This is a genomic window from Pyxidicoccus fallax, from assembly GCF_012933655.1.
GTDB classification, from domain to species: Bacteria; Myxococcota; Myxococcia; order Myxococcales; family Myxococcaceae; genus Myxococcus; species Myxococcus fallax.
Genome location: NZ_JABBJJ010000324.1, coordinates 1 through 14156, shown reverse-complemented (window position 1 = coordinate 14156; position 14156 = coordinate 1). Strand labels below are relative to the sequence as shown.

Annotated in this window: 8 protein-coding genes; 4 read left to right on the top strand and 4 right to left on the bottom strand. The window is 70.6% G+C overall.

The features are described from left to right. Positions 1–245 precede the first annotated feature (245 nt). Positions 246–827 (bottom strand): MarR family winged helix-turn-helix transcriptional regulator, encoded by a 582-nt coding sequence (locus HG543_RS42430; RefSeq protein WP_169350646.1) that lies wholly within the window; start codon positions 825–827, stop codon positions 246–248. 82 nt (positions 828–909) lie between these two features. Then, positions 910–2481, bottom strand: coding sequence for a B12-binding domain-containing radical SAM protein (locus HG543_RS42425; RefSeq protein WP_169350645.1), 1572 nt, complete (start codon positions 2479–2481; stop codon positions 910–912). A 241-nt stretch (positions 2482–2722) separates the two neighbouring features. On the opposite strand from HG543_RS42425, the gene HG543_RS42420 reads away from it, so the two are divergent. Next, positions 2723–3487 (top strand): nucleotidyltransferase domain-containing protein, encoded by a 765-nt coding sequence (locus HG543_RS42420; protein ID WP_169350644.1) that lies wholly within the window; start codon positions 2723–2725, stop codon positions 3485–3487. Positions 3488–3530: 43 nt separating this feature from the next. Beyond that, complete coding sequence (locus HG543_RS42415; protein ID WP_371876539.1) at positions 3531–6026, top strand: Ig-like domain-containing protein; 2496 nt, start codon at positions 3531–3533, stop codon at positions 6024–6026. Between the two features lie 115 nt (positions 6027–6141). Here the strand turns inward: HG543_RS42415 and HG543_RS42410 are convergent, their stop codons facing one another. Beyond that, the gene (locus tag HG543_RS42410) at positions 6142–7158 is read right to left on the bottom strand and encodes a DUF3592 domain-containing protein (protein ID WP_169350642.1); all 1017 of its coding nucleotides are present in this window, start codon (positions 7156–7158) and stop codon (positions 6142–6144) included. A gap of 273 nt (positions 7159–7431) precedes the next feature. On the opposite strand from HG543_RS42410, the gene HG543_RS42405 reads away from it, so the two are divergent. Then, positions 7432–13152 carry an alpha-2-macroglobulin family protein gene (locus HG543_RS42405; protein WP_169350641.1) on the top strand — a complete coding sequence of 1907 codons (5721 nt, stop codon included), beginning with the start codon at positions 7432–7434 and terminating at the stop codon, positions 13150–13152. Here HG543_RS42405 and HG543_RS42400 read toward each other — a convergent pair. Then, on the bottom strand, positions 13139–13564 hold the full coding sequence (locus HG543_RS42400; RefSeq protein WP_169350640.1) for a hypothetical protein: 426 nt from the start codon (positions 13562–13564) through the stop codon (positions 13139–13141). The two genes, HG543_RS42405 and HG543_RS42400, sit on opposite strands and share 14 nt — an antisense overlap. A 4-nt stretch (positions 13565–13568) precedes the next feature. Here HG543_RS42400 and HG543_RS42395 point away from each other — a divergent pair. Then, positions 13569–14156, top strand: a 588-nt coding sequence (locus tag HG543_RS42395) for a transglycosylase domain-containing protein (protein ID WP_169350639.1), incomplete at its 3' end; no start/stop codon positions are given.

Below are 14156 nucleotides of genomic sequence, written 5' to 3'. Positions count from 1 at the left end.
CGCCCCCCACCACCCTCCCTGGCAGGTCATTCCAGAAAGGATGTCAGCGATTGCCAAGGACATCCTGGCCCAGGTGCTCGCTTGCCTTCAGCAGCCCCCTCCGCGCCACGGAGTATTCCCGGATTTATTGAAATTGAAGCCTCCGCTGGGATGGGACGGGGCCACGCGGTACCGTCCCCGCTCCGTGCGCCTGGCCCTGCTGTACCTGCTGGCGCTCGCCCTTGCCGGAGCGGGCACGGGCGCGCTCACGCCAGGAGCCTCACGCGGCGTGCCGCACCCTCCTTCCCCGAGCCTCCTCCTTGAACGCGGCGAGCCATCTCTCCAGCCAGTCTCCGGGCGCGGCAACCGGTATGGCCGATGGCACCGGAGGCTCGGACCGTGGAACGCAGGCGAGCATCAGCGAGGCGCCCAGGAGCTCGCGTCTCGACCACCTCATCGCCTGCCCCTGGCCTCGTCAGCGGCGGTGATTCGCTCGAAGAGGGACTGCCGCTCCAATGCCGCCTCCAATCGAGCAAGGGCATCAAGGACAACAGGCGCCGACGGGCGTCCGAGGCGTCCGGCTCCTGCCGGATGAGGCCCGCCCTTTCCAGTGAGACACGCGTCTGGCTGACGGAGACATGGGTGATGCCCAGCGCCTCGGCCAAGGCCCCGACGATCATGGGCCCGTTCAACGCAAGCTGGTTCAACACGCCGAACCAGAGCTGCTCGAACTCCACCCCCTGGGCCGCGTAGGCGCGCGCCGCGTCATTGTCGATCCGCTCGGAAAGCCGGCGCAGACGTGCACCGAGTGCCGCGCCCGCTTTCGTTCGCACGTAATCCATGGTCATCAAACCCTCTCATCCGTAGGCGCCTACGCAACATGCAGAGAGTGCTGGTCAATGGAGTTTTCACCCGAGGCTGGAACGCCGCTCAGGCCGCGCTGGCGACGCGCGAGGGGCTGCGCTGCTCCGAGTCGATGGCCTGGCGAATCTTCGTCGAGACGAATTGGGAGAACGAGCCGAAGTGCAGGTACAGCGCCATCAGCGACACCGTGTACCGGATGGAGCCGGGATTGGACACCAACGCTTGCAGCAGCGTCTTCCAGAAGAGCCACCGCGTGGCCTTCCGGGCGCTCATCTTCCCCGCCAGCCGCGCGAAGCCGCGCAGCTCCTTCAGCTGCCGCGCCAGCGAGGGCTTGTAGCGGCGGTGGCGCGAGTCCAGCCACTTCCCCGCCCGCAGGACGCGCGCGAAGTACTTATCCGGGGCGTAGACGGTCTCCACCACCTTCAGGTAGTCGCCGAGAATGTTCGCGCGGGGCCGGCGCGGCACGAAGTTGATGCCGGCCGTGCACTGGTCGCTCTCGCCGTCCGGCTGGATGTCGTGGTTCTCGTGGAGCCGTCCCTCCGCGGTGAGCCTGCGGGTGAGCTGTGTGTTGGGCAGCGCGTAGAGCAGGCCCACCATGCTCGCGGGGATGGCGGCGTCCTCGATGCAGTCGATGATGCCTCGTGAGACGCTGCCCTGCTCGCTGTCGAAGCCGATGATGAAGCCGGCGTTCACGAACATGCCGTGCGCGTAGATCTTCTGGATGCTTTCAATGATGGGTCGCCGGGTGTTCTGCCTCTTCTGCATCGCGGTCAGCGTCTTCTCGTCCGGGCTCTCGATGCCCACGAAGATGGCGAAGAAGCCCACGTCCCGCATCATCTCCATCAGCACCGGGTCATCCGCCAGGTTGATGGAGGCCTCCGTGGTGAACTCGAAGGGCCAGCTCCGCTCCTCCAGCCACGTCTTCAGCTTCGGCAGCAATTCCTTCACGAGCTTCTTGTTGCCGATGAAGTTGTCGTCGACCAGGTCGACATGGCCCCGGTAGCCGAGGTCATGGAGCGTCTGCAGCTCCTGGAGCATCTGCTCGGGCGTCTTCGCCCGGGGCCTGCGGCCGTACAGCTCGATGATGTCGCAGAACTCGCAGTTGAACGGGCAGCCCCGGCAGAACTGGATGCCGACGTGGTTGTAGAGGTCCAGCCGCAGCAGGTCGAAGCGGGGGACGGGCGAGCGGGACATATCTGCCTTGGCCCCGTCCTGGTACACCTGCTTCGCCTCCCCCCGCGCGAGGTCCGCCAGGAACGCAGGAAGAGTGACCTCGCCCTCACCGAGCACGAGGTGATGGGCCTCGCCATAGAGATGAGGGCTGCTGGTGGGGTCCGGTCCGCCGACGACGACGCGCTTGCCCAGGGCCCTCGCCCGCTGGATGAGGTCCAGGCAGTCCCGCTGCTGCGGCAGCATGGCGCCAATCAGGACGAGGTCGGCCCAGGCGAGCGTGGCATCGTCGAGCGGCTCGACATTGCGGTCCACCAGCCGGAGCTCCCAGTCCCGGGGCAGCAACGCCGCCACCGTACAGAGCCCGAGCGGTGCCGCGGGGTACCGCGCATCGAGCAGGCCGCAGGTCTCGCGATAATTCCAGAAGGACGCCGAACGGAACTCCGGGTGGAGCAGTAGCGCACGCATGGCTGTTTCCTGGCAGGGGACTCGGGAGCGAGTTCCCTCTCAACACCAGGCACCTGTAGCCGTGTTACTCGCGGGCGAAGCCCGACCCGGACGGCCTCGACACCCTGTGGATTCCCACTACCAGGGGCAGTCGCCCCACGAGCTGCCGCACACGTCGGAAAGCGCCACGCGGGTGGTGACGGTCCGGTCCGGACTGTCTGAGCAAGTCATTGGAAGTCGAGAGCGGAGTAGGCTCAAGACCATGAGCTCGCGCGACCCTGTCTCCCTACCCGCTCCCATCCAGGAACTCGTCGAGTCGCTCATCGCCATGCCCGGTGCGTGCGCCGTGGCGCTCGGGGGCTCCCGAGCGGAAGGCGGTGTGGACGCCCGCAGCGACTGGGACCTCGGCGTCTACTACCGAGGCACGCTGGACACGACCCGGCTGAGCCAGAGAGGGACGGTGCACCCTCCCGGCTCCTGGGGGCGCCTCATGAATGGCGGCGCATGGCTGGTCATCGATGGCACCAAGGTCGACGTGCTCCTCCGGGACCTCGATGTCGTCGAGTACTGGAGCGACCGCGCCGAGACCGGCCACTTCGAAGTCGATGCGCTCCTCGGATATCTCGCGGGGTGTCCCACGTACATGCTGCGCGCGGAGCTCGCGTGGGGCCGTGTCCTCCACGGTTCGCTCCCGCGGAGGGCCAGCTATCCGGAGCCCCTGGCGGTGACCGCGCAGTCCCGGTGGCGGTTCTCCTGCGCGTTCAGCCTCGAGCACGCGCGGATGCGGGCCGCGCGGGGCGATGTCGTCGGTGCGATGGGACAGGCGGCGAAGGCGGCCATCGAACATGCCCACGCCGTGCTCGCCGGACAACGCACCTGGGTCCTCAACGAGAAGCGGATCCTCGAGCGCGCCGGCCTCGCCGAGTTGCACGCCCTGTTTTCCCAGTCCCTTAGGCGCGAAGAATTGGTGGACTGGGTTTCGACTGTCCGTGCCGCCCTCGGAGTGGATGCCTCGGTAATACGGTGACACCTGCGACCATGCGGACGAAATCTCGGCCTATAGTCCGCACATGCTCCTCCCCCCGCTCATTCGCATCCTTGCCGTCAGTGTGTTGATTCTGGGCTCAGCAGGCTGCTCCGACACGGACACCGATGCGGATGGCGGCAAACCCGATGCAGGGTCTGACGCGGGAGTTCCCACGGGGTCTGACGCGGGCTCCGACGCCGGTGTCGTCGCGTGCGGTGAGACGAGGCTCCCGCGCCCCGACGCACCGACGAACCTCACCGTGGCGAGCGTCTCCTCCTTCGAGGTCTCGCTGACGTGGGCGCCTTCGCCGACGGCCTCGGTCAAACGCTACCGCGTGCTGCGGGGCCCCGCGCAGGTCGGGCAGGTCATCCGGTCGTCCTTCGCCCACCGCCCGGTCGTCCCGGGCGAGACGTACACGTACACCGTCACCGCCCTCAACGACGAAGGGGGAGAGAGTCTCCCGTCGAATCCGGTGACGGTGACCATCCCGAATGCACAGCCGGATGCGCTCTCGAGGCTCGCGCCGGGGCACTGGTACGAGTTCCCGAATTCGAACCTGAGGGCCTCGGCCCTGAGCCCCGCGACGTATCCGTGGCTCGGATGGGGCGAGGGTATCAGCGGCATCATGAACGACTGGGCGAGCGGTGCCCTCGATACCCAGCGCGAGCGGCTCTACATCACCGGCGGCGGCCACAACGGCTACTTCGGTAACGAAATCTACGGCTTTGACCTGCGCACCGGCGCGTGGGTGCGCCTGACCGACCCGGATCCCGTCAAATCCGGAGAGGAGTGTCCCGACCCGGCGCTGGGGGTCAACTGCGCCATCCACACCTACGATGGGCTCGAATACCTGCCTCCGCCCTTCGACCGGTTCCTCGCGATTGGCTGGGAGGGCATGCCCCAGACCACGCTCAACCTCGACACCCACCGCTGGGAGAGTCACCCCGACCTTCCGAAGCCCAGCGGCGGGCGCACCGGCGCCAATAGCGCCTACGACCCCGGCACCCGCGTCCTCTGGTACCACCCCGGAGCAGGTGCGATGTCGGTCTGGAATCCCGCCACCGGCAAGTGGACGATTCGCGGCGATACGGACCAGCTCGGCTATTACAAGAACGCGGTCGTCGATCCCCGGCGCAAGCTGTACGTCGAGGTCGGTCAGGGCTCCACCGACACCTGGACCATCGACGCGCTGGGGAAGTTCGTGCCGAAGCGCACGCGGCTCGCGACCACGGGCGCTCGGGAAATCGAAGACGGGGGCAATCCCGGCGTCGACTACGACCCGGTGACCGACCGCATCGTGGCGTGGAAGGGCGGCGGGGACATCTACACGCTGGACCTCGGCACCCGCGTCTGGACGAAGCATGCGGCGCTGGGCACGGTGGTGCCCGGACCGGCCAACCTGAACGGGACCTACGGGCGGTTCCGCTACGTGCCCGGCCTGAATGTCTTCGTGGTGGTCAATACCGTCGACACCAACGTCTTCGTCTACCGGCTCGATTCGAGACCCGCGCGCCTGTTGCGGCGGATCGACGTGACGGCGCCCAATGCGACGGTCGAGGCGAGCTCGACCGGCAAGCTGCGGGTGACGGCGGTGTTCCAGGACGGGACCTCGGTCGTCGCCACCTCGGAGGTCACGTTCAGCTCGCTCGATCCTCAGGTGGCGACCGTCGACGCGGACGGCACCTTCCGGGCCATCCAGCCGGGCCGGGCCCGGTTGCAGGCGAGCTACACCGACCCGCTCACCCGGCGCGGGCTGGTCGGAGCCCTGGAACTCGAAGTGGTGAAGATGGCGGGCGACGTCGTGCTCGACGCGTTGACGATTCAGCCGTCGACGACGCTCAAGATGGTCCGCGGGAAGTCGGCGGGCTTCACGGCCGTCGGCTCCTACCACCGCGGCTCCGACGTCTTCACGCGCGACGTCACCTGCGAGGCAACCTGGAGCTCCGACACTCCGTCCATCGCCACGGTGACCAGCGGCACGGTCCGGGGACTCACGGAGGGAACAACGACCCTCCGCGCGAAGGTCGGGACGGTCGAGGCCCAGGCGGCGCTCGAGGTCATTCCGAACGCGACTCGAGAGCTCATCGCCTTGAACTTCCAGCCTCCTGGACCACCGATGGTGACGGGCTGGGCGGTGGCCGACGACTCCGCCTTCGACGCGGCTCGCGGTTGGGGCTGGCAGGACGCGGCCGGTCTCCAGACCCGAGGCGACCGCAACGGCACCAGCGATCCGCGCCTCGCCAGCTACGTGCTGACGACCGGAGCGAAGTTCCGGCTCCAGGTTCCCGATGGCCGGTACCACGTGGCGGCGTCCGTGGGAGACAACACCTTCGGCTCGGGCCTCTCGAGCGTGGAGCTCTCGGGAACGGGCATCGTCTACGGTGTCGGCACGGGCAACACGGCCGGAGCCGGCATCGTCGAAGCCACCGGTGGCAAGGGGCTCGTCTTCGACGTCGTGGGGCCCATCAACTGGCTCGCGGTGATGCGGGTCAACGGCCTGGGTTTCGACGAGGCGCTCGCGGCGGCGAAGACCTGGTAGAGCGCGGGCGGTCCCCGGCCCCTAGAGCGCGGCCGGGGACCCCTCCGCGATGACGAACATGTTTCCGCTGGCATCCCGCAGCGTGAAGGCTGCTCGCATGCTCACGGGCATCCTCTCAGGCGGACAGCGAGGCGTCCGCGTCGCGCCCCCGGGGCTTCAGCCGGGCGCGCAGCCAGTCCGCCAGCGCCGCCGCCCGGTCCGCATCGGCCCAGTCGACAAGGGCCTCCTGGCGCCGCTCGGGGTCGCCCGCGGCGAGCACCAGGGTGGGGCGGTAGCTCGTCTGGGTGCCTCCCCTGCTCGACGTCTGCGTGTGGGTCTCCACGGTGATGTCCCGGATGTCGTCCCAGGCCACGTCCCGCCGCTCCTTGCGGTCGAGGATGGCGGGCAGGGACAGGCGGCGCGCGCGCGGGTCCACCACGAGCTCGTAGTGGCCGGAAGCCAGCCGCGAGCGCTTCCACCCCGCGGCGAAGAGGCTCACGAGCAGGATGGCGGCCCACGCCAGCGCGACCAAGGGCAGGGACGGGTGGAACCTCGTGGGAATGCCCACCAGGACGATGCACGCCAGGGTGGTGTAGCCCGCGCCATAGGCGCCCGCGACCACGGGGGACGTGTCATCGAGCGTCACGTACAGGCGTCCCGCTCGTTGCTCGGGGCTCACCGTGCCGCCGGGCGCCTTCCGCCTCAAGGGGGAGAGCGTGATTCCCACCAGCACCAGGTTGAAGGGCAGGAGGACCATCAGCATGAAGAGGTCGCCTCCGGTGACTCCGGGCTCCAGCACGGCGCGAGACGGGTCCCCAGGGGAGTGAAACACCGGTACCTCGGTGCCCACCGCATAGCGCCGCGCCCGCTCCTCCACCTCGCCCCGGTCGGGGAGACCTCGATTGAAGTGGCGGTAACGCACTCCCTGGAAGTGCTGCCCGCCGACGTCGTAGGTGTAGCGGACGTCCAGGTGGTACGTGGTGCCCTTGCCGCGCAACTCCCTGACCGAGCTGTGGGTGATGGTGCCCGTCACGCTCGGCCAGCCGAGCGCCAGGAGGTCGCGGGCCGGGTCCTGGAGGATGAGCACGTCCGCCCCCAACGTGAAGAGGGCCCAGAAGAACACGAGCGCGAGAGTCCCGAACTTGCGGAGCATGGGCTCAGCCTACCCGGAGGTGGGCGCCTCGTTCTCCCCCCCTACGCCGGGTCGGCCTGAGACCTGACCTGAAGGCGTGGGTCGCCGCTGACAACGTGAGTTCCGTGGTCGCGCGGACACGCACCACGTGGTTGGGAGGACGCACGCGCACGGTGGCCGTGGCTGGCCACCTGCGCAACCGGCGCTTTCGAGGCACTTCACCCCTGGTACGGCGGTTGCTCTGGGGCTCCGGACCAGCCCTCGACTTCGTCCGCCTCCTCCCAGGAGCCCGTCATGTCCTCACCCCGTCTCCATCCGGTACTCGGGTGGGTTCTCACCACCCTTGTCTTCGCGGCCTGCCAGCGCACTACCGAGCCCGCGAGCACCACCCCACCGGGAAGCCCCGGCAACACCCCGGCGCCCCAGGTCGCGGAGAGCGTTGCCCCGGTGAGCCTGCCTCCACCCGTGGAGCCTCCTCCCCTTCCCTCTCCCGAGCCCGAGCCCACCGAGCCCGAGCCCACGGAAGCGGAGGACGCCGAGGACTTCACCGTCTTGCGCGGCCCCTGTGAGAAGGCCGGCTGCGAGCTGGTGCTCACCTTCAGCGTCCCCGTGGAAGCGAAGTCCGTGGCCGTCACCCTCGAGCCGCCGCAGCAGGGCACGTGGTCCTGGCGCTCCCCCACGGAGCATGTCTTCACCCCGTCACCGGGCGCGCTGGGCTGGGGCCACCCCGTGACGGTGCGCGTGGAGAAGGCCACCGCCGCGGATGACGCGGGCACGGTGCTCGCGTCCCCGTGGGAGGACTCCTTCCAGGTGCCCTTCTTCCAGGTCGCCGGCAAGGTGGCCGCATGGCCCGTCCTCCCCGGCCGGCCCCGCTTCATCGCCTTCCTCAACGACTTCACCCACGAGGTCGGCAACGGACCGCTGCTCGCGCTCTACGACCAGCCCGTCTCCCCCAAGGCCCTGGGCAAGCACTTCAAGGCCGAGGACTCGGATGGCAAGTCCCTTCCCGTGAAGGTCACCGCGGTGGCCGAAGGCGAAGCCCCGTCCAGCGTGACGGTGGACCCGAAGCACGTCCTCGCGCTGCGCTTCCCCCGTCCGCCCGCGCACGGCGGCACCGTGCGGCTCGTCTACCCGACCTTCAGCGACACGGCCGCCAAGGAACCCGCGGACGAGATGCAGACGCTCACCGTCAACCGCCGCCTCACGCTGGACGGCCAATCGCTGAGCACCGGTGAGGACCCGCAGCGCGCGCCCCTCGCCGCGGAGTGGATGCTGACGTTCAACAACCCCGTGGACGCCGACGAGCTCCGCGCCCACTTCACCGTCGAGCCCGCGCCCGAGTCCCTGGACGTCTCCGGCTGGGGCCGCGAAGCGCGGGTGACGATGCGGCTCACCCCCGGCCAGAAGTACCGCGCCTCCCTCACGCCCGGCCTCGAGGACGTCCTGGGCAACCCGCTGGAGGGCGGCCCGACGTGGACGTTCAAGGCGCAGGACCTGCCGCCCCTGCTCCAGCTTCCCGCGCGGCACCTGACGCTGGAGCTGCCCGGCGCCCGCCTCCCCTTCCAGGGACGCAATCTCGCCTCCGTGAAGGCCCAGGCGCGCCGCATCACCGCGCCCGACGCCTTCGTGAAGGCCTACACGATGGAGCGCCAGGCCTCGTGCGAGGACTACGGCGCCCCCATGGGTCCCGCCCGGGACGTGGGCGCGCCCCGCCCCAAGGCGCTCAACGCGCTGGAGCCGCTGGAGGTCTCCCTGGAGAGCGGCAAGCCCGGCCTGTACTGCCTGGAGCTGAACGCGACGGGCCGCGGCAGCGAGGCCGGCCAGGAGCCGTCGCGGGACGCGGTGCTGCTCCAGCTCTCCGGCCTGGGCCTCACCGCCAAGGTGCATGAAGGCGGCATCCTCGTGTGGCTCACGCGCCTGAGCGACGCGACGCCCGTGGCCCAGGGGCAGGTGGTGCTGCTCGACGAGGCCGGCGCGAAGCTCGCCTCCGCGGAGACGGGGGCGGACGGCGTCGCCCTGCTGCGCGCTCCGGGCGTGGCGACCGCCAGCGGCCTGGAGCGGCGCGTCTTCCTCTCCGCGCGCAAGGACGAGGACCGGCTGATCGCGGAGGTGGACGAGGAGCGCATGTCCTCGGCCTGGCAGTTCGGCCTCACCGGCGAGGTGAAGGGCGCCGAGCGGCTCGCCTCGCTCGTCTTCACCGACCGGGGCGTGTACCGCCCGGAGGAGACGGTGCACATCAAGGCCCTGGTGAAGGACGCTGGCCGTCTGCCGAAGCGCCAGCGCGAGGTCCAGGTGCGCGTGCAGGACCCGCGCGGCCAGGGCGTGCTGGACACGACGCTCACGCTCGACACCTTCGGCGCGGCGGACGTGGACCTGAAGCTGAAGACGGGCGCGGCCGTGGGCGAGTACTCGCTGCGCCTCACCCATGGCGAGCGCTCCGCCGGCCACACCTTCCGCGTGGAGGAGTACCGCGTGCCCACCTTCGAGGTGAAGGTGTCCAGCGCCGCGAAGGAGTGGCCCCTGGGCGCGGACGTGGAGGCGGTGGTCGAAGCGCGCTACCTGCACGGCGGCGAGCTGTCCGGCCGTGAGGTGCGCTACCAGGTGTGGAAGGCGCGTGAGCCCTTCGCGCCCGCCGGCTTCGCCCAGTACGCCTTCGGGCTGCCGGAGGACGGCTCGGGCACGACGCTCGTCACCAGCGCGGACGAGCGCCTGGACGGCCAGGGCCGCGCCCGCGTCCAGTTCAAGGCGGACCACCCGTCCTACGCCGGCCCCCAGCGCTACACCGTGGAGGCGAGCGTCACCGACGTGGACCGGCAGGCCTACGCCGGCCGCCTCTCCCGCGTGGTGCACCCCGCCGCCTTCTACGTGGGCGTGCTGCCCCCGGCGCAGGCCGTGGTGCGCGCGGGCCAGGTGCTGGAGGTGCCCGTCATCGCCCTCAAGCCGGACGGCTCCGTGCAGGAGGGCGTGAAGGTGCGCGCGCAGTTGGAGCGCGTGGACACCCATACCTACGCGCGGGTGAGCGGCGGCCACGCGCAGCTCGTCAACCGCGAGGAGAAGGTGGAGGCGGGCCAGTGCCTCGTCACCACGGAGAAGACAGCCGTCACCTGCCGGCTCACCGTGCCCGGGGCGGGCGCGTATCAGGTGCGCGCGTGGGCGCAGGACACGGCGCAGCGGCTGGTGCAGGCGGGCTTCCGCGTGTCCGCGTCCGGCGACAACACGGTGGCGTGGCCGCGCTTCGACCAGGACCGCATCCAGGTGGTGGCGGACAAGGCGCGCTACCTCCCCGGCGAGACGGCGAAGCTCGTGGTGCAGACACCCTTCCCCGAGGCGCGCGGGCTGCTCACCGTGGAGCGCGGCGGCGTGCTGGAGCACCGCCTCTTCGAGATTCACGGCGACACGCCCACGCTGGAGATTCCGCTCACCGACGCGCACGTGCCCAACGTGTTCGTCTCGGTGGTGCTGCTGCGCGGCCGCATCCACACGGAGAAGGACGCCACCGGCTTCGAGACGGGCGCGCCCGCCTTCAAGCTCGGCTACGTGCAGCTCCACGTCGAGCCGACGAACCAGCGCCTCGCGGTGGCCGTCGCCCCGGAGAAGCCGGTGGCACGGCCCGGTGGCACGGTGCGCGTGGACGTGACGGTGCGAGACAGCGCGGGCCGGCCCGCCTCCGGGCAGGCCACGGTGATGGTGGTGGACGAGGCCGTGCTGGGCCTCACCGGCTACCGCACGCCGGACCCGGTGCCGGCGCTCTACGCGGCCCGGCCGCTGGGCGTGCGCACCGCGGAGAGCCGGTTGGACCTTCCCCATGCCCGCCGTCAGCGCCATGAGGCGCTCTTCCCCGGCGGCGACGGCGGCGAGGGTTTCGCCCTGGGTGACTTCCCCGCCGACCTGCGCACCCTCTTCCAGAGCACCGCGTACTGGAACCCGCGCGTCGCGGTGGGCGCGGACGGCAAGGCCTCGGTGAGCGTGAAGCTGCCGGACAACCTCACCCGCTACCGCGTCATGGCGGTGGTGGTGGACGAGGCGGGCCGCGCGGGCTCGGCGGAGGGGGCGCTGGTGGTGAAGAAGCCGCTGATGCTCCAGCCCGTGCTGCCGCGCTTCGCGTACCCCGGCGACACGCTCCGGGTGGAGGCGCTCGCCTTCAACGGCCAGGCGGAGGCCGGCCCCGTCCAGCTCACCGCGTCCTTCGACGGGCTGGAGCTCCAGAAGGGCACCGTCCTCACGCCACCCGCGCAGACCGTGAAGCCGGGCGAGTCCGCGTCCTTCAGCTTCCCGGTGAAGGTGGCCAGCCGTGGCCCCGCGAAGGTGCGCTTCGCCGCGCGCATGGGTGAGGCGACGGACTCGGTGGAGGTGACGCTTCCGGTGCTCAACCCGGGCTCGCGCCGCGTCCTCGTGTCCAGCGCGCAGGTGTCCGGAGAGCAGCGCCTGGAGCTGGCGCTGCCGGCGGACCGCCAGCCGGGCAGCGTGGAGCTGGAGGTGACGGTGTCCGGCACCGCGCTCAGCGAGCTGAAGGACGCGGTGGGCTACCTCATGGACTATCCGAACGGCTGCATCGAGCAGACCACCAGCACGGCGTACCCACTGGTGGTGCTCAAGGACCTGCTGCCGGAGATGGGCGTCACGGTGAACGAGGCCGACCTGAAGAAGTTCTCCGAGGCCGGCATCAAGCGCATCCTCTCCTTCCAGACCACGGCGGGGGGACTGTCCTACTGGCCCGGCGGCACGGAGCCGCACGCCTTCGCCACGGCCTTCGGCCTCACCGCGCTCATCGAGGGCAAGCAGCGCGGCTACGACGTGCCGGATGAAGCCCTGAAGCGCATGGGGGACTACCTGGAGCTGCGGCTGCGCGACGGCAACATCACCGAGAGCATTCCCCACGGCGGCATGGCGGACGCGGACACGCGGGCCTACTTCGTGATGACGCTGGGCCGCCTGGGCCGGCCGCAGCCCGCGTACGTGTCCACCCTGTGGCGCGAGAAGGCGAAGCTCACCCCGTTCGGCATGGCCTTCCTCGCCGTCGCCGTGAGCGAGATGAAGGGGCAGGACCAGAGCCTGCTCCAGCCGATTCTCGCGGAGGTGGAGGCGGCGGCGAAGAAGTCGGAGCAGGAGGCGTGGTTCGACGGGAAACCCCATGGAGGCTGGTCCATGGACTCGCCGCTGCGCACGCATGCCACCTCGCTGCTGGCCTTCGCCTCTGGCGGTGGGGCGGCGGCGGGAATGGGGAACAAGCTGCTGACGGGCCTGCTCAAGCGCCAGCGGTACGGGATGTGGGGCAACACGCAGGAGAACGTCTTCGGCATCATGGGCGTGGCGCGGATGGCGCGGTCGATGAACACCGGCAGCGCGCCGCGCATGTCGCTCACGCTCGATGGCCGTCCGGTGAAGGACGGAGACCTGGAGGTCGTGAGCCAGCGCGTGCGCCGGCTGCGGCGGACGGAGGCGGACCTCGGCCTGAAGGCCGGCGAGGCGCACACGCACGCGGTGGCGCTCACCAACCGGGGCCCCGGCCCCGCCCTCCTCCGCGTCCGCGCACAGTACGAGGCGGAGCTGAACGAGAAGAACCGCGCCGCGCGCGAGGACGGCTTCCGCGTGGAGCGCACGTACGAGACGCTCACGGGTGAGCCGGTCGACGTGAAGGCCATTCCGCTGGGCTCGCTGGTGCGCGTGCGGCTGAAGGTGCGCGCGGACAGCCACCAGAACTACGTGGCCATCGACGACAAGCTGCCCGCCGGCCTGGAGCCGATGAACACGAACCTGGCCACCACGGAGAAGGTGTCGCAGGGGCCGCTGACCCAGGCGCTCCAGCGCGGGCTCGCCTCGCTGTCCTACAGCGAGATGCGCGACCACCGCGTGGCCTTCTTCGTGGATGACATGAACGCGGGGGAGTACGAGTTCAGCTACGTCGCTCGCGCCACGACGCCAGGGACGTTCCTGCGCCCCGCCGCCGGTGCCGAGGCCATGTACGCGCCCGAGGTGGCCGGTGCCACCGTCATCGACGAGGTCACGGTGCGATGAGCCGGCCTTCCTCCCAGGGTCCGGAAACGTCCGGGGCCGAGACGCCTGAGGGTCCGGCAGCTGATTGGGCTCCGGTGATGCCCGAATCCACCGCGGCGCCTGGAGTCGCGGCCTCGCACGAAGCCTCGGCGAGGTCCGACACCGGGGTGACGCCCGAAGCCGCGGTGTTGGCCCCGGCGAGGTCCGACACCAGGGTGACGCCCGAAGCCGCGGTGTTGGCCTCGGCGATGCTCGAAGCCAGGGTGGCACCTGAAGCCTCGGTGCCGGCCTCGGTAGCGCCCGGAATCACAGCGCCGTCCGGAGCCGCCCCTGCCGGGAAGCCCGCTGTCGCATCCGGGGCTCCTCCGGTCGCCGCCGCGCGGCGCCGCCCGCCGAAGCCGCGCCGCATCCTCCGTCGCTTCGCGGTCGCCACGGGCGTGCTGTCCTTCGTCCTCATCGCCTGCGCGGTGGCGCTGTGGGCCGCCGTGGCCCTCCACCCCTACCCCGTGGAAGACCTCCACACGCGCACGGGTGACTCGCTGCGCATCCACGACTCGCGCGGCCGGCTGCTGCGCGAGGTGGTGAACGCGGAGGGCGAGCGCTCGCGCTGGCGCGCCCTGGAGGACATCTCCCCGCTGGTGGTCCAGGCCACCATCGCCGTGGAGGACGCGCGCTTCCACCAGCACCCCGGCGTGGATGCGCGCGCCGTGGTCCGTGCCCTGGCGCAGGCCGTGCGCCACGGGCGCGTGGTCTCCGGGGCCTCCACGCTGACGATGCAGCTCGCGCGGCGCATCCACCCGCACCCGCGCACCCTGCGCGGCAAGCTGGGAGAGATGCTCGAAGCCCTGCGCCTGGAGCGCGCCGTGGACAAGCACACCCTGCTGGAGCAGTACCTCAACCGCGCTCCCTACGGCGCGGGCGCCATGGGCGTGGAGGCCGCGAGCCAGCGCTACTTCGGCAAGCCTGGTGAGCACCTGAGCCTCGCCGAGGCCGCGCTGCTGGCCGGCCTCCCCCAGGCCCCCACC